Raw genomic sequence first — 17,616 nt, forward strand, 5'->3', positions numbered from 1 at the left:
AATGGCAATGCCGAGCGTGGCACAAAGCGGTGCAGCCGATCGGCCACCGAGCTGCGTCTCAGATATTACTCGGCCTTGGGTGCTGCCTTGGCTTCCATCTCGGCGACTTTGGCTTCCAGGCTCTCCAAGCGCGCACGGGTACGCGCCAGCACGACCATCTGGCTGTCGAATTCCTCGCGGCTGACCAGGTCGAGCTTGCTGAAGCCGGACTGCAGCAATGCCTTGAACTGACCTTCGAGCTCCGCGCGCGGCTGTGCGGTGTCACCGCTGAACAAGCGCGAGGCGTGGTCGCTCAGGGTGTCGAGGAACGCTTTGGGCGGGAGCATGGGAAATTTCCTGAGACAAAGTGATGCGCAGTGTATCACGCAGCCATGGCCTGAAAAGCCGGACGCCCGCGCACGGTTTTCGCGCACAGTGGTGCCCGGCACTGCACCCTTGTTGTGCGCCGGCTCGCTCTGCTTCATCAAGGCGCTGCACAAAAGCCGCGCAGGGTGGCCAAATCTCGCGGTTTGCACGACATGGCAAGCTTTCTGCTTAGAGCCAAGAGACCCATGCACTGATGGACTCGTCGTGACGAGAACGGTGCGCAGCTTCAAGGGACGTGTTTCGTCAGCAGTCGTTTATCGGTTGTCGGTCCGGGCTGCGGGGTCGACGACGCGTTACAAAGCCAGGCACTGCGCTTAGACTTGATCCGGGTTTGTTTTCCTGGGGCAAGTCCACCAATTCGGGAGAGAGTTTCATGAAGCTAGTCACTGCCATCATCAAGCCATTCAAGCTGGACGACGTGCGCGAGTCGTTGTCGGAAATCGGCGTGCAAGGCATCACCGTTACCGAAGTCAAGGGTTTCGGTCGGCAGAAAGGCCATACCGAGCTGTATCGCGGCGCGGAGTACGTGGTCGACTTCCTGCCCAAGGTCAAGATCGACGTCGCCATTGATGACAAGGATCTGGATCGCGTCATCGAAGCCATCACCAAGGCCGCCAACACCGGCAAGATCGGCGACGGCAAGATTTTCGTGGTCAATCTGGAACAGGCGATTCGCATTCGTACCGGCGAAACCGATACCGACGCAATCTAAAAAAAAGCCGACACAACCCAACGCCCCAGGAGTAAACAATATGACTCTGCGTCAATTCGCAGGGCTAGGAGCCCTGTTGTCCCTCGCAATGCCAGGCCTTGCCCTGGCGGACGAGGCGGCAGCCCCCGTTCTCAACTCCGGCGATACCGCCTGGATGCTGACCGCGACCGCCCTCGTGCTGTTCATGACCATTCCTGGCCTGGCGTTGTTCTACGGCGGCATGGTGCGCTCCAAGAACGTGCTCTCGGTGATGATGCAGTGTTTCGCCATTACTGGCCTGATCAGCATCCTGTGGATGGTCTACGGCTATAGCCTGGCCTTTGACACCACCGGCATGGAGCAGGGCGTCGTCAACTTCAATTCCTTCGTCGGCGGGCTGTCCAAGGCTTTCCTCAGCGGCGTGACGCCGAGCAGCGTCACCGGCCCGGCGGCACTGTTCCCTGAGGCAGTGTTCATCACCTTCCAGATGACCTTCGCCATCATCACACCGGCGCTGATCGTCGGCGCCTTCGCCGAGCGCATGAAGTTCTCCGCGATGCTGATCTTCATGGCCATCTGGTTCACCCTGGTCTATGCACCCATCGCGCACATGGTCTGGTCCGGCAACGGCGGCCTGATGTGGGACTGGGGCGTGCTGGACTTCGCGGGCGGTACCGTAGTGCATATCAACGCCGGTGTTGCCGGTCTGGTTGCGTGCATCGTGCTGGGCAAGCGCAAGGGCTACCCGACCACCCCGATGGCGCCGCACAACCTGGGCTACACCCTGATCGGCGCGGCCATGCTGTGGATCGGCTGGTTCGGCTTCAACGCCGGTTCGGCTGCAGCGGCGAACGGCACTGCCGGCATGGCAATGCTGGTCACCCAGATCGCCACCGCCGCTGCGGCGCTGGGCTGGATGTTCGCCGAGTGGCTGACCCACGGTAAGCCAAGCGCACTGGGCATCGCTTCGGGCGTGGTCGCTGGCCTGGTGGCCATCACTCCGGCGGCCGGTACTGTCGGTCCGATGGGCGCACTGGCAATCGGCCTGGTGGCCGGTGTCATCTGCTTCCTCTGCGCCACTACGCTCAAGCGCAAGATGGGCTACGACGACTCCCTGGACGCCTTCGGTGTACACGGCATCGGCGGCATCGTCGGCGCGATTCTGACTGGCGTGTTCGCAGCGCCCGCGCTGGGTGGTTTCGGCACCGTCGAAGACATCGGCGCGCAGGTCTGGATCCAGCTCAAGGGCGTCGGCTTCACCGTGGTCTACACCGGTATCGTGACCTACGTCATCCTCAAGGTGCTGGATGCGGTGATGGGTCTGCGAGTCAACGAAGAAGAAGAGGCCGTGGGCCTTGACCTCGCGCAGCACAACGAGCGCGGCTACAACTTGTAACCGTTCGGAAAAAAATGCCCGGCTTGCCGGGCATTTTTTTGCCTGCGATTTGTCATCTGCTTCAGGTCCGGTGGGTTTGCCGCCGGGGCTGTCGGCTGCCGTAGCGATCGCGCGCGGCGGCTCAGTGCAAAACAGTCGCGAACAGGCTCTTTGCTTTTTCCCAGAGCGCGCTAGAATGCGCCCCGAACGGACGAGAACGGTATGTGGCAGCAAACCCTCATCACCTTGCGAGCCAGGCCTCGCGGGTTTCACCTGGTGACTGACGAGTTGCTCGCACAACTGCCGCGCCTGCGCGAATGCCGCGTGGGCCTGCTGCATTTGTGGCTGCAACACACTTCGGCGTCGTTGACCGTCAACGAAAACGCCGATCCGGCCGTTCGCCGGGACTTCGAGCGTTTCTTCAACCGCCTCGTGCCACAGGGTGCAGACGGTTTCGAGCACAACGACGAAGGGCCCGACGACCTGCCAGCGCACTTCAAGGCCAGCTTGCTGGGCTGCCAGGTGACCGTTCCGGTGACCTCGGGAAGGCTGGCGACAGGTACCTGGCAAGGTATTTATTTGGGCGAGCATCGCGATCATGGCGGCGCGCGTCGGGTCCTTGCCACGCTGTATGGCGAGGACGCTTGACCGCTGGTTACCAGTGGATGTGAATTTTTTCCGGCAACCGTCGACATAAGGTAAAGCTGGGCTATAAATAATCTGCTTTCGCAAGTCATGAGGTAGAACATGAGCGACGATGATCTGGAAAACGACGACCTCGAAGTAGGCGAAGAAGACGAGGCCGAAGAAACCCTCGAGGCGGCTGCCGAAGACGTTGCGGAGGACGACGGTGGCGACACACCCGTGCCCGCTGCCAAGGGCAAGGCCAAGGCGGCGGTGTCGGTGGATGAACTGCCGAGTATCGAAGCCAAGAACAAAGAGCGCGATGCGCTGGCTCGGGCGATGGAAGAGTTCCTGTCGCGCGGCGGCAAGGTGCAGGAAGTCGAGCCCAACGTGGTGGCCGATCCACCCAAGAAGCCCGACAACAAGTACGGCAGCCGCCCTATCTGAAGGCTCGTCGCTCGAAGCAACATTGAAAAAGCCCGCGGTCGCTGCGGGCTTTTTTGTGGGTGCGGGGTAGACCCTGACGGCCTCTTCGCGGGCAGAGAACTCGCCGCCCGTCCGCTCCCACAGCTAGCCCAGTTGCAGCAGCAGTGCAGGCAACTGTGCCAGGCTGGCGACCTCGGCGTCAGGTTTGCCTTCGGCGGCCCATGGCTTGCCTTGCGGGTTGTACCAGATGGCCTTCATGCCCGCCTTCTGCGCGCCGACGATGTCATCGCTGGGGTGATCGCCAATGTGCACCGATTCGTGGGCGCCCGCATCGCCCAGGCGCATGGCTTCCAGAAAGGGCCGCGAATCCGGCTTGCCCACGCCCAGGTCCTCGGCACACAGCGCAAAGGTGAAGAAATCGGCGATGCCCAGTCGACGCACATCGGCGTTGCCGTTGGTAACCACGCCCAGGGTATAACGCTGGCAAAGGATCTCCAGAGCTGGCTGGGCCTCGGGAAAGATCTCCACCTGATGCCGAGCGTGCAGGAATACCTCGAAGGCCCTGTCTGCCAGCGAGGCCGCTTCATCCTCGGCATAGCCAGCGTCTTGCATGGTGTGCCGCAGCACACGACGGCGCAGCGCGCTGATGCGGTGCTTGAGCGAAGGGTCGGCGTCGACCAGGCGCTGGCGGATCTGGAACAGGTGCTCGACCGGCACTGGGCCCAGTGCCGGCGCCTGGTCGGCCAGCCAGTCGCGCAGGATGGCTTCGGCGCTGACGATGACCGGGGCGGTATCCCACAGGGTGTCGTCGAGGTCGAAAGTGATCAGCTTGATGCTCATGAGTCGCCGCCTTTGCGTTTTGCCCGTGGGTGGGCACTGTCGTAGACACTGGCCAGGTGCTGGAAGTCCAGGTGGGTATAGATCTGCGTGGTAGCGATGTCGGCGTGGCCAAGCATCTCCTGCACGGCACGCAGGTCGTGGGACGACTCGAGCAGGTGGCTGGCAAACGAATGACGCAGCATGTGCGGATGCAGGTTCTGCCCCAGCTCACGCTCGCCGGCGGCCTTGACCCGTACCTGGATGGCACGCGGCCCGAGCCTGCGGCCCTGCTGGCTGACGAACACGGCATCGTCGATGGGGTTGCTCATCGAGCGCAGCGCCAGCCACTGCTCCAGCGCCGCGCGCGCCTTGCGACCCACGGGCAGTACACGGGTCTTGCTGCCCTTGCCATGCACCTGCACCAGGCCGTCGGCGAGGTCGAGCTGCCCGAGGTCGAGGCTGGTCAGCTCCGACAAGCGCAGACCCGAAGAATAGAACAGCTCGAGAATGGCCTGGTCGCGATGGGCCAGGAAGTCGTCTTCCACCGCACCTTCGAGCAGCTGCAGGGCGCGATCGGTATCCAGCGTCTTGGGCAGGCGACGCTCACCCTTGGGCGGCGCCAGGCCATTGGCCGGGTCGTGGCTGCAGAGGCCTTCGCGATTAAGGTAGCGATACAGGCCACGCACGGCCGAAAGCAGGCGCGCCAGACTGCGCGACGACTGCCCTTGCTGATTCTGGCGAGCGATCAGACGCCGCAGCAGCTGGATGTCCATTCCCTGCCAGGTCGCCAGGCCTTCCTTCTCGCAAAATTCGATGACCTTGGTCAGGTCGCGCCGGTAGGCATCCAAGGTATGCACCGACACCTGGCGCTCACTGCGCAGGTGCGTGCAGTAGGCATCCAGTTGTTCGCGCACCTCAACGTACCGAGCGCAGCGCGCCGGTGTAGCGTGGCAATACCCGGCTGAGCACTTCGCCGATATGGCTGAGGAACAGCGTGCCCACCGAACTCTTGTAGTGCGCAGGGTCGCGGCTGCCGATGGCCAGTACGCCGTGCAGGCCTTGATGCAGCAATGGCACCAGCGCGGTCGAGCCGACCTGCGGGGCCTGGTCGCTGCCGAACAGGAACGCCAGTTCGTGTTCGCGCAAGGCACCACTGAGCGACTTGCCCTCCGACAACAGCCCACCGATGGCCTGCTGCGCTTCACCACTGGTCACGCTGCGGCCTACCGGGGCGGGAATGTCGTTGAACAGGATCAGGCTGACGAAGGGCACCTGGAAGTCTTCGCGCAGGCTGTCTTCGACGCTGATCACCAGCTCGTCCAGGGACGCGGCATCGAGCATGGCCAGAATCAGGCGGCGAGTCTTCTCGAACAGGCGATCGTTGTCGCGCGCGACCTCCATCAGGTGCGAAAGGCGCTGGCGCATCTCGCCGTTGCGGTCGCGCAGCAGACTCATCTGCCGTTCCACCAGCGACACCGTGTCGCCGCGCTGGTGGGGCAGGCGCAGCTGAGTCAGCAATTCCTCATGCTGCTCGAAGAACGCCGGGTTGGCGGCAAGAAAGTCGGCCACGGCCGAAGCCTCCAGGACCTCCGCAGGCGCGGGTACTTGAGGCTGGTCGGTCATTGGCTGTACTCGGTCATAAACGCACTTGTCCTTCGAAGACCCGAACCGCAGGGCCGGTCATGATCACCGAATGGCCTGGCCCGGCCCATTCGATGGACAGGCGGCCGCCCGGCAGGTCGAGCAGCAGTGGCGAATCCATCCAGCCCTGGCTGATGGCTGCGACTGCGGCAGCACAGGCGCCGGTGCCACAGGCCTGGGTCTCGCCGGCGCCACGCTCCCAGACACGCAACTGCGCGCGGGTGCGATCGACTACGTGCAGAAAGCCCACGTTCACCCGTGCCGGAAAGCGCGGATGGTGTTCGATCTTCGGCCCCAGTGCGTGCACCGGCGCATTGTTGATGTCGTCGACACGCAGCACTGCGTGGGGGTTGCCCATGGACAGGGCGGCGATCTCGACGCTCTGGCCATCGACGGACAGCTCGTAGCTGCGCGCCTGGGAGTCGGCCTGGAACGGGATGTCGGCCGGCACCAGGCGCGGCGGGCCCATGTCGACGCTGATCTGACCATCGCTGCGGACGTCCAGGGTGATGATGCCGCCCTTGGTTTCCACGCGAATGGTCTTCTTGGCCGTGAGGCGCTTGTCCAGCACGAAGCGGGCGAAGCAGCGCGCGCCGTTGCCGCATTGCTCCACCTCCGAACCGTCGGAATTGAAGATGCGATAGCGGAAGTCGACATCGGGATTGTTCGGCGCTTCGACCAGCAGCAATTGATCGAAGCCGATGCCGGTGTGGCGATCGCCCCACTGCTTGGCATGCCTGGGCAGGATATGGGCATGTTGGCTGACCAGGTCCAGCACCATGAAGTCGTTGCCCAGGCCATGCATCTTGGTAAAACGCAGTAGCATGGGATTACTCCGGCAACAGGCTTTCGCCGGCGAAAAGCTCGGCCACGGTTTCGCGGCGGCGTACTTCGAATGCCTGGTCACCATCGACCAGCACCTCGGCACAGCGGCCGCGCGTGTTGTAGTTCGAGCTCATGACGAAACCGTAGGCGCCGGCCGAATGCACGGCCAGCAAGTCGCCTTCGGCCAGCACCAGTTCACGCTCCTTGGCCAGGAAGTCACCGGTTTCGCAGATCGGCCCGACGATGTCGTAGGCACGTGCCTGACCTTCCCGCGGCTTGACCGGGCTGACATTCATCCATGCCTGGTACAGGGCCGGGCGGATCAGGTCGTTCATCGCCGCGTCGACGATGGCGAAATCCTTGTGCTCGGTATGCTTGAGGTATTCCACCTGAGTCAGCAAGACCCCGGCATTGGCCACGATGAACCGCCCCGGCTCGAACACCAGGGTCAGCTCGCGACCGTCCAGGCGCTCGCGCACGGCCTGGATGTAGTCGGCAACCAAGGGCGGCTGCTCTTCGCTGTAGCGCACGCCCAGGCCACCGCCCAGGTCGATGTGGCGCAGGTAGATGCCGCAGTCGCCAAGGCGATCGACCAGGTCGAGCAAGCGATCCAGGGCGTCGAGGAACGGTGCCAGCGTGGTCAGTTGCGAGCCGATGTGGCAATCCACGCCGATCACGTCGAGGTTGGGCAACTGCGCGGCACGTACATAGACGTCTTCGGCTGCAGCGATGTCGATGCCGAACTTGTTCTCTTTCAAGCCCGTGGAAATGTACGGGTGGGTGCCCGCGTCGACGTCCGGATTGACCCGTAGCGACACAGGCGCGCGCACGCCTAGCTCGGCGGCGACTTCCTGCAGGCGTTCCAGCTCGTCGGTGGATTCGACGTTGAAGCAGTGCACGCCTACTTCGAGGGCGCGGCGCATGTCGGCGCGGGTCTTGCCGACCCCGGAAAACACTACGCGCTCGGCGCGCCCGCCCGCAGCCAGCACGCGCTCCAGTTCGCCGCCCGAGACGATGTCGAAACCGGCGCCCAAACGCGCCAGGACATTGAGCACGGCCAGGTTGGAGTTGGCCTTCACGGCAAAGCAGACCAGCGACGGGGTGCCCTGCAGGGCATCGGCGTAGGCGTTGTACTGCGCCTCGATGTGGGCGCGCGAGTAGACGTACGTCGGCGTGCCGAAGCGCTGGGCCACGGCCGACAGGGCTACGCCTTCGGCAAACAGTTCACCGTCGCGGCGTTGAAAAGCGTCCATGGTGTTCCCTTAGTAGTGCTTGTGCGGTTGCGACGACTTGGCTTGGTCCTCGGGAGATTTGCTGTCATCGGGCAGGTAAAGCGGGCCCTTTTGACCACAGGCGGACACCAGGCAGGCAACGGCGACGAGCGCGGCCAGGGAAGAGATCAGGCGCTTCATGGCGAAATCCTTTGTATAAGCAGTAATTGCGCCCGAGTATACCCAGCGCCCGGCATGGTGGCTATGCAGGTGGGCCGCCAGCGGTGCCACCGATCCAGACGGGTGCATTATGCTTTGCATAAACCGCTGGCTGCTCGTATCTTGCCGCCCGTAGCGCGAACAGACACTTTCCGAGGTTCCTGCAATGAGTTTGACCGAAGCCCGTTTCCACGACCTGGTCGATGCCACCCAGCAGGCGCTGGAGGAGTTGCTCGAAGACCACGCCGACGACATCGAAATTTCCGCCGGCATGATGACCATCAAGTTCGACAACGGCAGCCAGCTGATCATCAGCCGCCAGGAGCCGCTGCGCCAGCTGTGGCTTGCCGCGCGCTCCGGTGGCTATCACTTCGATTACGACGAAGAGTCGGGCAAGTGGCGCTGCGAGAAATCCGAGGAATTGCTGGGCGAGGTACTGGCCCGGGCGACCGAGGAACAGGCCGGCGTCGAGCTGGATTTCGAAGAGATCTGATGGTGAGCCAGCCCGCACGCGCGCCCAAGCCGCTCTACAGCAACGTCAGCCCGTCGGTACAGTCACCTTGCGTGAGCCTGTGCCGGCTGGACGAAGAACGCGTTTGCCAAGGGTGTTTCCGCCATGTCGAGGATATCCGCGCCTGGCGCTCGGCCGATGACGATACGCGGCGCCAGATCATCGCTGTGGCCGAGCAGCGCCGGTTGCAGGCGCTGTCGGCGCCTGCTGGCGACTGACAGCACCTGCTTTCATCAAGCCCCGATGCTCAGGCAGGCTCGGCCACCGTCAGGATGGTGAGCAATGACTGCGCGTGCCCGGCAGCCTCATGGCCCAGGCTGGTCAGGTAGCCGCCATCGGGCTTGGTGATCAATTCCTTTTCATGCAGGCGAGTCGCGGCGGCAATGGCCGCAGGTGATGCAGTGTGGTGGATTTTCAGACCTTCCATGGTGTTGCCGAGGTTGAACAGGGCAAGGATTTCCAGCTCGGCAACCAGTTCCGGGGTGTAGGACGACATAGGCGCTCCCGACTTTCTTATGGAATGAACGACAGCACCGAGGGGCGCTGAACGCTGTACCCCGACACCGTGGCAGCGGGGTTTTTCCAGTGTAGTCAGCCGCAGGCGAACGCGCCTGTTCAGCGTCAGACTTTTTCCGCGGGCAGCTCGGGCAAGGCACGCAGAGCGGCTTCGTACCAGGCCGTGTCGAACGCGCGATCCTGCTCCAGAATGGCATCGATCTCGATCGCCAGTACATGGGCCATCATGTTGAGGATGTCCTCGCGCTCATAGCCCACCAGCGTCAGCTTGTTGAACGTGGCCTTGGCCGCGGGCGGGTTGTCGCTTTCGATCTGATTCTCGATGGCCTGGGTGAGGGTGGCTTCGGCAAATGCTTCGTCGTCGTCTGGCAGGTTGTCGCTCATGGGGATGTTCTCGATCGGGGTCAATGTCGGGTTCTGGGGGGAGCCCTTCGCGGGCAGAGACCCGCTCCCACAGGATATCTAACATCTACTGTGGGAGAAGGGCGCGAAGAGGCCGGACCTGCCAAGCGCCTAGCGAGCCGCCAGCAAATCGCGGCCGCGAGCGACTGCCGCACGTACCTGAGCAGGCGCCGTGCCGCCGATGTGGTCGCGGGCATTGACCGAGCCTTCCAGGGTCAATACCTCGAACACGTCCGCATCGATCTGGTCGCTGAACCGGCGCAGCTCTTCCAGGCTCATTTCCGCCAGGTCCTTGCCGGTGTCCACGCCATGCTTGACCGCATGCCCGACGATCTCGTGGCAATCGCGGAACGGCAGGCCACGGCGCACCAGGTAATCGGCGAGGTCGGTGGCGGTGGAGAAACCACGCAGCGCGGCTTCGCGCATCATGGCGTGCTTGGGCTTGATGGCCGGGATCATGTCGGCAAAGGCCCGCAGCGAGTCGCGCAGCGTGTCGGCGGCGTCGAACAGCGGTTCCTTGTCTTCCTGGTTGTCCTTGTTGTAGGCCAGCGGCTGGCCCTTCATCAGGGTCAGCAGGCCCATCAGCGCACCGAATACCCGGCCGCTCTTGCCGCGCACCAGTTCCGGTACGTCGGGGTTCTTCTTCTGCGGCATGATCGAGCTGCCGGTGCAGAAGCGGTCGGGCAGGTCGATGAACTGGAATTGCGCGCTGGTCCACAGCACCAGCTCCTCGGAGAAGCGCGACAGGTGCATCATCGCGATGCTGGCCGCAGCGCAGAATTCGATGGCGAAGTCACGGTCCGAAACGCCATCCAGCGAGTTGCCGCCGACGGCTTCGAAGCCCAGCAGCGTGCAGGTCAGCTCGCGGTCGATGGGGTAGGTGGTGCCGGCCAGCGCGGCGCTGCCCAGCGGCATGCGGTTGGTGCGCTTGCGGCAATCGACCAGACGTTCATGGTCGCGGCTGAGCATTTCGAACCACGCCAGCAGGTGATGCCCGAAGGTTACCGGCTGCGCGGTCTGCAGGTGGGTGAAGCCCGGCATGATGGTGTCGGCCTCGCGCTCGGCCTGTTCCAGCAATCCCTGCTGCAGGCGGGTGATTTCGCTGAGGATGAGGTCGATCTCGTCACGCAGCCACAGGCGAATGTCGGTGGCCACCTGATCGTTGCGGCTGCGTCCGGTGTGCAGCTTCTTGCCGGTGACACCGATGCGATCGGTCAGGCGCGCTTCGATGTTCATGTGCACGTCTTCCAGATCCGTGCGCCAGTCGAACTGGCCCGCCTGGATTTCCTGCTCGATGGTGCGCAGACCGTCGACGATGGTGTCGCGCTCCGCATCGGTGAGCACACCGACCTTGGCCAGCATGGTGGCGTGGGCGATCGAGCCCATGATGTCATGGCGGTACAGGCGCTGGTCGAAATCGACCGAGGCGGTGAAGCGGGCGACGAAGGCGTCGACGGGTTCACTGAAGCGGCCGCCCCAGGACTGGTTGGTCTTGTCAGTGCTCATGAATTGGCTCGTGCAAGGCGTGAACGGGAAATTGCCGCAATAATAACAAATGCGGCCCGGGTCTGTTGGCGGCATAGTGCAGGTGTCTATCGTCTGCATTCACTCCTTCGCGGGCAGAGGGCTCGCCGCCCGCCTCCGCTCTCACAAGTGATCACGTTGACCTGTGGGAGCGGGTCTCTGCCCGCGAAGAGGCCTGCGACACACTACAGCAGCCAGGGAACCGTACATGTTCAGCAAGCCGTCGAACCCTCCCGAGCCGGACTTTTTCCTGCCCGAGCTATGCCTGCCCCAGGCACTGTTGATGCTGATCGTGCTGGCGCAGTTGCTGGTGTTCGTGCTAGTGCTGGCCGAACCCATGAACCCAGGCTTCAACTGGGTGCGCCTGGCCCTGACTTCGCTGTTCGTGCAATGGATCGTGCTGCTCTCGGCGGCCTTGCTCTGTGCCCTGCGCCCCTGGCTGGCGCGCCTGCGCCCCGGTATGGCGGGTGGGTTGTGCTGCGCCCTGGTGGTGGGCCTGACCCTCGCGGGCACGGCGGTGATCGACTACTTCCAGTTGGGCGGGCTCGACACGCCGACCGTGGAGGTCAATCGGTACCTGCGCCACGCCCTGATCGGGCTGATCATGTCGGCCTTGCTGCTGCGCTACTTCTACCTGCAGAGCCAGTGGCGGCGCCAGCAACAGGCCGAATTGCAGTCGCGTATCCAGGCCCTGCAGGCGCGCATTCGCCCGCACTTTCTGTTCAATAGCTTGAACAGCATCGCCAGCCTGGTGGTCAGCGATCCGGTCAAGGCCGAGCAGGCGGTGCTCAATCTGTCCGACCTGTTTCGTGCCAGCCTGGCCCAGCCCAACAGCCTGGTGATGTGGCGTGATGAGGTGGAGTTGGCCAAACGTTATTTATCGATTGAGCAATATCGTCTCGGCGAGCGTCTACAGTTGCACTGGAGGATCGAAACAATCCCGGATGATCTGCCGATCCCCCAACTTACTTTGCAACCGTTGTTGGAGAATGCGCTGGTACATGGCATCGCCCCTTTGATTTCGGGCGGGGTGGTCAGCGTGGAGGCCGACTACAAAGGGGGAGAGTTCATATTGACCATCAGCAATCCCTACCAAGAGGCCGCCACAGCGCAGGCGTCGGGCGGAACCCAGCAGGCGCTGGCAAACATTGGCGCTCGACTTGCGGCACTTTTCGGTCCGCGCGCAAGTCTTAGCGTGAATCGCCGTGACGGTCGTCACTTCACTTGTCTACGTTATCCATGTGCGAGACTCACGCAGGAATCCAGCGCTCTATGAATGTCCTGATCGTTGATGACGAACCCCTTGCCCGCGAACGTTTGAGCCGACTGGTTGGCGAGCTCGAGGGCTACCATGTGCTCGAACCCGGCGCCAGCAACGGCGAAGAAGCCTTGAGCATGATCGAGGCACAGAAGCCGGACGTAGTCCTGCTCGACATTCGCATGCCCGGCCTGGATGGCCTGCAGGTCGCCGCCAGGCTGTGCGAGCGCGACACGCCGCCGGCGGTGGTGTTCTGCACCGCCCATGACGAGTTTGCCCTGGATGCCTTTCAGGTCAGTGCCGTGGGCTACCTGGTCAAGCCAGTGCGCTCCGAACACCTGCTCGAAGCGTTGAAGAAGGCGGAAAAACCCAACCGCGTGCAACTGGCCGCCCTGACACGTCCGGCGGCCGAGGCGGGGACCGGTCCGCGCAGCCACATAAGCGCAAGAACCCGCAAGGGCATCGAGTTGATTCCGTTGGATCAGGTGATCTACTTCATTGCCGATCACAAGTACGTCACCCTGCGCCACGAAGGCGGCGAGGTCTTGCTCGATGAACCGCTCAAGGCGTTGGAAGACGAGTTTGGCGATCGCTTCGTGCGTATCCATCGCAACGCCCTGGTGGCCCGCGAGCGCATCGAGCGCTTGCAGCGCACGCCCCTGGGTCACTTTCAGCTCTATCTGAAGGGGCTCAACGGCGACGCGCTGATCGTCAGCCGACGCCATGTGGCCGGCGTGCGCAAGATGATGCAGCACCTCTAGCCCTCAGCAGGCGTGCCCAGTCCGCCGGGCTGGGCGCGGCCTGGCGCACAGCTGGTATCATCGTCCGCTAATCTTCATACGGATCGATTCATGCCCATTCGCGAAATCCGCATCGCCACCCGTAAAAGCGCGCTTGCTCTGTGGCAGGCCGAATACGTCAAGGCCCGCCTGGAGCAGGCGCATCCCGATCTGCAGGTCACCCTGGTGCCGATGGTCAGTCGCGGCGACAAGCTGCTCGACTCACCCTTGTCGAAGATCGGCGGCAAGGGGCTGTTCGTCAAGGAGCTGGAAACCGCCCTGCTCGAAGGCACGGCGGACATCGCCGTGCACTCGATGAAAGACGTGCCGATGGACTTCCCCGACGGGCTGGGGCTGTACTGCATCTGCGAGCGCGAAGACCCTCGCGACGCCTTCGTTTCCAACGCCTGGGACAGCCTGGAGGCGCTGCCGCCCGGCAGCATCGTCGGCACCTCCAGCCTGCGTCGCCAGACCCAGCTGCTGGCGCGACGTCCCGACCTGCAGATCCGCTTTCTGCGCGGCAACGTCAACACCCGCCTGGCCAAGCTCGATGCCGGTGAATACGACGCGATCATTCTGGCTGCGGCCGGCCTGATCCGCCTGGGCTTCGAAGAGCGCATCACCACCAGCATCAGCGTCGAAGACAGCCTGCCTGCGGGCGGCCAGGGCGCGGTCGGCATCGAGTGCCGGACGGCCGACAGCGAGATCCACGCGCTGCTGGGGTCATTGCATCACCGCGATACCGAATTTCGCGTGAGCGCCGAGCGTGCCTTGAACAAGCACCTCAACGGTGGTTGCCAGGTGCCCATCGCCTGTTACGCCGTGCTCGAAGGGGAACAGATCTGGCTGCGCGGCCTGGTGGGCGACCCGGCTGGGCAGCGTCTGCTGCATGCTCAGGCACGCGCGCCGCTGGCCGATGCGCAACAGTTGGGCGTACAGGTGGCCGAAGCCTTGCTGGAGCAGGGCGCCGACGACATTCTGCGCGCGGTGTACGGCGAGGCCGGTCATCCTTGAACCCTTGGCGAGTGTTGCTGACCCGACCCTGCGACGAGTGCGCGCTGCAAGCCCAGGCGCTGCTGGAACAGGGCGTGTTCGCGGCGAGCCTGCCATTGCTGGCGATCGAGCCGCTAGCGGACAGCGACACTCAGCGGCAGGTGCTGGCCGAACTGAATCGATACAATGCCGTGATCGTGGTCAGCAAGCCCGCCGCGCGCCTGGCCCTGGACCGCGCGCCTGCCAACCTCAGGCAGACCTCGTGGTTCAGCGTCGGTGCCGGCACGGCGGCCATTCTCGAAGAGCGTGGGCTGACCGTGACGTATCCTGAAACAGGAGACGATAGCGAAGCCTTGCTGAATCTGGCCCAATTGCGCGTCGCATTGGCGAGCCCCGATCCACGGGTGCTGATCATCCGTGGCGAAGGCGGACGCGAGGCTCTGGCCGAGCACTTGCGTGAGCAGGGCGCGACGGTAGAGTATCTGCAACTGTACCGACGCAGCATTCCGGTCTACCCACCGGGTGCGCTGGCGTCCCGTGTCGCATCGGAACGCTTGAACGCCTTGGTGGTCAGCAGTGGGCAGGGTTTTCAACACTTGCACCAATTGGCAGGCGAGCAGTGGTCGGTGATCCGTACCCTGCCGCTGTTCGTGCCCAGCCCGCGGGTAGCTGCGCTGGCGCGTGAAGCCGGTGCGGTGAATGTTGTGGATTGCCGAGGTGCCAGTACCTCGGCGTTGCTGGCGGCGCTGCGCACGCAGGCCGCACCCAGATCGTAAGGCGCGACCGCCAGCGAGGCGACCGCGCCCCTATGCAAAGGATGGACACGTGAGCGAAACAGCCTTGCCCAAAGACGAATCCAAGAGCGCCCCACAGGTGCCTTTCGAACAGCCAGCCGCCTTGCCCCCGCAGCGCTCGGCCAATGGCAACGGCTTGGCGATCATTGCGCTGCTGCTTGCCGCTGCCGGTCTGGCCGCAGCAGGCTGGGGCGTGTGGCAGGTGCGCACGCTGACCGCCGGCCACCAGCAGCAGTCGCGGGTGATCGAAGGGCTCGCCACGCAAACGCTGACGCTGGAACACAACGAACGGCAACTCAGTGCCGATCTCGCGCAGTTGCCCGACTCCAACGAACTCGAAGACCGCCACCGCCTGCTCGCCCAGTTGCAGGGCGATCAGCAGCGCTTGAGCCAGCGCCTGGAAACCGTGCTGGGCGCCAGCCGCAAGGACTGGCGTCTGGCCGAAGCGGAGCACCTGCTGCGTCTGGCCAGCCTGCGCCTGTCTGCTCTGCAGGACGTCACCAGCGCCAAGGCGCTGGTGCAGGGCGCCGACGAAATCCTGCGCGAGCAGGACGACCCACAGGCCTTCGCCGCACGCGAGCAACTGACCCGCAGCCTGGCGTCGCTGCAAGGCACCACCCAGCCGGATCGCACCGGGTTGTTCCTGCAGCTGAGCGCCTTGCGCGAGCAGGCCACGCAGCTGACGGCGCTGGCGCCCGAATTCCAGGCGGCCGCGGCAGCTGCGCAGGGCAACTCACCCGAAGGCGAGACCCGCTTGCGCCAGTGGTGGAACAAGATTTCCGGTTTCTTCCGGGTCGACTTCAGCCCCGATGACAGCATCCGGCCGTTGCTGGCCGGGCAGAGCCTGAGTCAGGTTCGCCTCGCCTTGAGCCTGGCGCTTGAGCAGGCCCAGTGGGCCGCGCTAAATGGTCAGGGCAAGGTATATACGCAAGCGCTGGACGACGCCCGCAGTATTCTGGTGGCAGGCTTCAATCGCGAGAATGGCCCGACCCAGGCCATGATCGAACAGTTGACCGCCCTGAAGAATCAGCCGGTTTCGGTCACCACACCTGATCTGGATGCAAGCCTCAACGCCATCCAGGCCTACCTGCAACATCGTCATACGCCGGTCGAAGGCCTGCAGAAGTCGACCGAAGCAGCGCCGGCCGCTGTGGAGAGCCAACCATGAAACGGTTCTACGTGATCCTGTTTCTGGTGATTGCCGCCATGGTCGGCCTCGGCCTGGCCGTGGCCAAACACCCCGGCTACGTATTGATCGACTACCCCCATGTGATGCGCTACGAGTCGGGCCTGTGGAGCACGCTGCTGGCGTTGCTGGTGCTGGTCTTGGTGGCGTTCGTCGTCTACCTGCTGATCAGCGTGCTGGTCAGCTCCGGCCGCGTGGTCAATCCATGGTCGGGCCGCAATCGCAACCGCCGCGTGCAGACATCCATCGAGAAGGGCCAGCTGGACCTCGCCGAAGGGCGCTGGGCCAGTGCCCAGAAGCACTTGCAGCACGCAGCCGAAAATGAACGCCAGCCATTGCTCTATTACCTCGGCGCAGCACGCGCCGCCAATGAGCAGGGCCGCTACGAAGACAGCGACAACCTGCTCGAACGGGCCCTGGCACGTCAGCCACAAGCGGAATTGGCAATTGCCTTGAGCCATGCTCAGTTGCAGAGCGATCGCGGCGACAGTGACGGCTCCCTGCAGACCCTGCAGGCCATGCACGAGCGTCATCCGCGTAACGTACAGGTGCTGCGGCAGCTGCAGCGTGTGCATCAGCAGCGTGGTGACTGGCCAGCAGTGGTCAAGCTGCTGCCACAACTGCGCAAGGACAAGGCCCTGCCGGCGGCCGAACTCGCCGAGCTCGAGCGACGTGCCTGGGGCGAGAACCTGAGCGTGGCGGCGCACGCGCCCGTGCAGGAACAAGGGCAGGGAGAGGCCGGCCTGGCTGCACTGGAGCACGCCTGGCAGGCACTCAGCTCAGCACAGCGCCAGGAACCCGCATTGGTGCTCGCCTATGCCGAGCAATTGCGTCAGGTGGGTGCCCAAGCCCAGGCTGAAGACGTGCTACGGACTGCGCAGAAGCGTCAGTACGACACGCACCTGGCTCGCCTCTATGGCCTGGTGATCGGCACTGACCCTGCGCGCCAACTGCAGACTGCCGAAGGCTGGCTCAAACAGCACCCCCACGATGCCGGGTTGTTGCTGACCCTGGGTCGCCTGTGCCTGCAGAACCGCTTGTGGGGCAAGGCCCGCGACTACCTGGAAAGCAGCCTGCGCCTGCAGCGCAGCCCGGAAACCTGCGCAGAACTTGCACGCCTGCTCGCCCAGTTGGGCGATACCGAACGCAGCAACCAGTTGTTCCAGGAAGGCCTCGGGCTGCTTGACGAACGGTTGCTGGCTGCACCCCTGCCCACTTCGGTGCGCACGCTCTGAATTGCTTTCGCGTGTAGAACGAGGCCGCGCCACTGCTCTGCCCCCGTGCGCACCCGGAGGCAGGGGCAGGCGCCAGTAAAACCGGCATTTGGCGCAATGTCCCCCTGATTAAACGCTTGTATGAACTTTATCCGATGCGTACCTTGATGCCATTGGCGCACGGGCATAATCTCCCCCTGCATGTACATCGACATTCGCCGTCACAGACCGCGAATCGGTCC

The 17,616-nt window shown here is 63.8% G+C and carries 22 protein-coding genes; 12 read left to right on the top strand and 10 right to left on the bottom strand.

The genetic code is table 11. The features are described from left to right. Positions 1–65 precede the first annotated feature (65 nt). On the bottom strand, positions 66–326 hold the full coding sequence (locus IFT44_RS15835; protein WP_122479935.1) for an accessory factor UbiK family protein: 261 nt from the start codon (positions 324–326) through the stop codon (positions 66–68). A gap of 413 nt (positions 327–739) precedes the next feature. Here IFT44_RS15835 and glnK point away from each other — a divergent pair, with 413 nt between their 5' ends. The 4 genes from glnK to sutA all read left to right on the top strand — a co-directional run bounded on the left by glnK (position 740) and on the right by sutA (position 3,503). Continuing rightward, complete coding sequence (gene glnK, locus IFT44_RS15840) at positions 740–1,078, top strand: P-II family nitrogen regulator (RefSeq protein ID WP_002555808.1); 339 nt, start codon at positions 740–742, stop codon at positions 1,076–1,078. Positions 1,079–1,118: 40 nt separating this feature from the next. Beyond that, the gene (locus tag IFT44_RS15845) at positions 1,119–2,453 is read left to right on the top strand and encodes an ammonium transporter (RefSeq protein ID WP_122479934.1); all 1,335 of its coding nucleotides are present in this window, start codon (positions 1,119–1,121) and stop codon (positions 2,451–2,453) included. A gap of 201 nt (positions 2,454–2,654) precedes the next feature. Further along, on the top strand, positions 2,655–3,080 hold the full coding sequence (locus IFT44_RS15850; RefSeq protein WP_122479933.1) for a secondary thiamine-phosphate synthase enzyme YjbQ: 426 nt from the start codon (positions 2,655–2,657) through the stop codon (positions 3,078–3,080). 99 nt (positions 3,081–3,179) lie between these two features. Next, positions 3,180–3,503: a transcriptional regulator SutA gene (gene sutA / locus IFT44_RS15855; RefSeq protein ID WP_122479932.1), complete on the top strand. Its 324-nt coding sequence runs from the start codon at positions 3,180–3,182 to the stop codon at positions 3,501–3,503. Positions 3,504–3,626: 123 nt separating this feature from the next. Here sutA and IFT44_RS15860 read toward each other — a convergent pair whose 3' ends face one another. Genes IFT44_RS15860 through lptM form a run of 6 tightly spaced genes read right to left on the bottom strand, consistent with a single transcriptional unit; the run spans position 3,627 to position 8,179 of the window. After that, on the bottom strand, positions 3,627–4,322 hold the full coding sequence (locus IFT44_RS15860; RefSeq protein WP_192176207.1) for an HAD family hydrolase: 696 nt from the start codon (positions 4,320–4,322) through the stop codon (positions 3,627–3,629). Then, positions 4,319–5,215 carry a tyrosine recombinase XerC gene (xerC, locus tag IFT44_RS15865; protein WP_192176208.1) on the bottom strand — a complete coding sequence of 299 codons (897 nt, stop codon included), beginning with the start codon at positions 5,213–5,215 and terminating at the stop codon, positions 4,319–4,321. The genes IFT44_RS15860 and xerC overlap by 4 nt, the downstream gene beginning before the upstream one ends. 1 nt (position 5,216) lies before the next feature. After that, complete coding sequence (locus IFT44_RS15870) at positions 5,217–5,924, bottom strand: DUF484 family protein (protein ID WP_192176209.1); 708 nt, start codon at positions 5,922–5,924, stop codon at positions 5,217–5,219. A gap of 13 nt (positions 5,925–5,937) precedes the next feature. Then, positions 5,938–6,768 carry a diaminopimelate epimerase gene (gene dapF / locus IFT44_RS15875; RefSeq protein ID WP_192176210.1) on the bottom strand — a complete coding sequence of 277 codons (831 nt, stop codon included), beginning with the start codon at positions 6,766–6,768 and terminating at the stop codon, positions 5,938–5,940. Positions 6,769–6,772: 4 nt separating this feature from the next. Beyond that, positions 6,773–8,020: a diaminopimelate decarboxylase gene (lysA, locus tag IFT44_RS15880; protein WP_192103119.1), complete on the bottom strand. Its 1,248-nt coding sequence runs from the start codon at positions 8,018–8,020 to the stop codon at positions 6,773–6,775. A 9-nt stretch (positions 8,021–8,029) separates the two neighbouring features. Next, on the bottom strand, positions 8,030–8,179 hold the full coding sequence (gene lptM / locus IFT44_RS15885; protein ID WP_043192229.1) for an LPS translocon maturation chaperone LptM: 150 nt from the start codon (positions 8,177–8,179) through the stop codon (positions 8,030–8,032). A gap of 184 nt (positions 8,180–8,363) precedes the next feature. Here lptM and cyaY point away from each other — a divergent pair, with 184 nt between their 5' ends. Together cyaY and IFT44_RS15895 are read left to right on the top strand one after the other, a co-directional pair. Continuing rightward, a complete protein-coding gene (gene cyaY / locus IFT44_RS15890) occupies positions 8,364–8,690 on the top strand; it encodes an iron donor protein CyaY (protein ID WP_122479926.1) in 327 nt (108 codons plus the stop codon). After that, positions 8,690–8,926, top strand: a complete 237-nt coding sequence (locus tag IFT44_RS15895) for a DUF1289 domain-containing protein (RefSeq protein WP_192055088.1) — start codon at positions 8,690–8,692, stop codon at positions 8,924–8,926. The genes cyaY and IFT44_RS15895 overlap by 1 nt, the downstream gene beginning before the upstream one ends. Positions 8,927–8,955: 29 nt before the next feature. Here IFT44_RS15895 and IFT44_RS15900 read toward each other — a convergent pair whose 3' ends face one another. The 3 genes from IFT44_RS15900 to argH all read right to left on the bottom strand — a co-directional run bounded on the left by IFT44_RS15900 (position 8,956) and on the right by argH (position 11,132). After that, positions 8,956–9,204 (bottom strand): TIGR02647 family protein, encoded by a 249-nt coding sequence (locus tag IFT44_RS15900; protein WP_122479924.1) that lies wholly within the window; start codon positions 9,202–9,204, stop codon positions 8,956–8,958. Positions 9,205–9,329: 125 nt separating this feature from the next. Continuing rightward, positions 9,330–9,608 carry a hypothetical protein gene (locus IFT44_RS15905; protein WP_192059379.1) on the bottom strand — a complete coding sequence of 93 codons (279 nt, stop codon included), beginning with the start codon at positions 9,606–9,608 and terminating at the stop codon, positions 9,330–9,332. Between the two features lie 129 nt (positions 9,609–9,737). After that, complete coding sequence (argH, locus tag IFT44_RS15910; RefSeq protein ID WP_192176211.1) at positions 9,738–11,132, bottom strand: argininosuccinate lyase; 1,395 nt, start codon at positions 11,130–11,132, stop codon at positions 9,738–9,740. Positions 11,133–11,358: 226 nt separating this feature from the next. Here argH and IFT44_RS15915 point away from each other — a divergent pair, with 226 nt between their 5' ends. The 6 genes from IFT44_RS15915 (at position 11,359) to IFT44_RS15940 (ending at position 17,395) form a co-directional block, all read left to right on the top strand. Continuing rightward, positions 11,359–12,426 (top strand): sensor histidine kinase, encoded by a 1,068-nt coding sequence (locus IFT44_RS15915; protein ID WP_122479921.1) that lies wholly within the window; start codon positions 11,359–11,361, stop codon positions 12,424–12,426. Next, positions 12,423–13,169, top strand: a complete 747-nt coding sequence (locus IFT44_RS15920; RefSeq protein WP_122479920.1) for a LytR/AlgR family response regulator transcription factor — start codon at positions 12,423–12,425, stop codon at positions 13,167–13,169. The genes IFT44_RS15915 and IFT44_RS15920 overlap by 4 nt, the downstream gene beginning before the upstream one ends. A gap of 90 nt (positions 13,170–13,259) precedes the next feature. Next, a complete protein-coding gene (gene hemC / locus IFT44_RS15925) occupies positions 13,260–14,201 on the top strand; it encodes a hydroxymethylbilane synthase (RefSeq protein WP_122479919.1) in 942 nt (313 codons plus the stop codon). Continuing rightward, positions 14,198–14,956: a uroporphyrinogen-III synthase gene (locus IFT44_RS15930; RefSeq protein WP_192176212.1), complete on the top strand. Its 759-nt coding sequence runs from the start codon at positions 14,198–14,200 to the stop codon at positions 14,954–14,956. The genes hemC and IFT44_RS15930 overlap by 4 nt, the downstream gene beginning before the upstream one ends. Before the next feature lie 49 nt (positions 14,957–15,005). Continuing rightward, entirely contained in the window at positions 15,006–16,142 is a 1,137-nt protein-coding gene (locus IFT44_RS15935) for a uroporphyrinogen-III C-methyltransferase (protein ID WP_192176213.1), read from the top strand. Then, a complete protein-coding gene (locus tag IFT44_RS15940; RefSeq protein ID WP_192176214.1) occupies positions 16,139–17,395 on the top strand; it encodes a heme biosynthesis HemY N-terminal domain-containing protein in 1,257 nt (418 codons plus the stop codon). Before IFT44_RS15935 ends, IFT44_RS15940 begins: the two co-directional genes overlap by 4 nt. Positions 17,396–17,616: the final 221 nt, after the last annotated feature.

The sequence above is a fragment of the Pseudomonas sp. CFBP 13710 genome, from assembly GCF_014842235.1.
GTDB lineage: Bacteria > Pseudomonadota > Gammaproteobacteria > Pseudomonadales > Pseudomonadaceae > Aquipseudomonas > Aquipseudomonas baltica.

Coding starts and splice junctions, on each gene's coding strand:
- IFT44_RS15835 (WP_122479935.1), bottom strand. CDS start 326: ATGCTCCCGCCCAAAGCGTTCCTCGACACCCTGAGCGACCACGCCTCG.
- glnK (WP_002555808.1), top strand. CDS start 740: ATGAAGCTAGTCACTGCCATCATCAAGCCATTCAAGCTGGACGACGTG.
- IFT44_RS15845 (WP_122479934.1), top strand. CDS start 1,119: ATGACTCTGCGTCAATTCGCAGGGCTAGGAGCCCTGTTGTCCCTCGCA.
- IFT44_RS15850 (WP_122479933.1), top strand. CDS start 2,655: ATGTGGCAGCAAACCCTCATCACCTTGCGAGCCAGGCCTCGCGGGTTT.
- sutA (WP_122479932.1), top strand. CDS start 3,180: ATGAGCGACGATGATCTGGAAAACGACGACCTCGAAGTAGGCGAAGAA.
- IFT44_RS15860 (WP_192176207.1), bottom strand. CDS start 4,322: ATGAGCATCAAGCTGATCACTTTCGACCTCGACGACACCCTGTGGGAT.
- IFT44_RS15870 (WP_192176209.1), bottom strand. CDS start 5,924: ATGACCGACCAGCCTCAAGTACCCGCGCCTGCGGAGGTCCTGGAGGCT.
- dapF (WP_192176210.1), bottom strand. CDS start 6,768: ATGCTACTGCGTTTTACCAAGATGCATGGCCTGGGCAACGACTTCATG.
- lysA (WP_192103119.1), bottom strand. CDS start 8,020: ATGGACGCTTTTCAACGCCGCGACGGTGAACTGTTTGCCGAAGGCGTA.
- lptM (WP_043192229.1), bottom strand. CDS start 8,179: ATGAAGCGCCTGATCTCTTCCCTGGCCGCGCTCGTCGCCGTTGCCTGC.
- cyaY (WP_122479926.1), top strand. CDS start 8,364: ATGAGTTTGACCGAAGCCCGTTTCCACGACCTGGTCGATGCCACCCAG.
- IFT44_RS15895 (WP_192055088.1), top strand. CDS start 8,690: ATGGTGAGCCAGCCCGCACGCGCGCCCAAGCCGCTCTACAGCAACGTC.
- IFT44_RS15900 (WP_122479924.1), bottom strand. CDS start 9,204: ATGTCGTCCTACACCCCGGAACTGGTTGCCGAGCTGGAAATCCTTGCC.
- IFT44_RS15905 (WP_192059379.1), bottom strand. CDS start 9,608: ATGAGCGACAACCTGCCAGACGACGACGAAGCATTTGCCGAAGCCACC.
- argH (WP_192176211.1), bottom strand. CDS start 11,132: ATGAGCACTGACAAGACCAACCAGTCCTGGGGCGGCCGCTTCAGTGAA.
- IFT44_RS15915 (WP_122479921.1), top strand. CDS start 11,359: ATGTTCAGCAAGCCGTCGAACCCTCCCGAGCCGGACTTTTTCCTGCCC.
- IFT44_RS15920 (WP_122479920.1), top strand. CDS start 12,423: ATGAATGTCCTGATCGTTGATGACGAACCCCTTGCCCGCGAACGTTTG.
- hemC (WP_122479919.1), top strand. CDS start 13,260: ATGCCCATTCGCGAAATCCGCATCGCCACCCGTAAAAGCGCGCTTGCT.
- IFT44_RS15940 (WP_192176214.1), top strand. CDS start 16,139: ATGAAACGGTTCTACGTGATCCTGTTTCTGGTGATTGCCGCCATGGTC.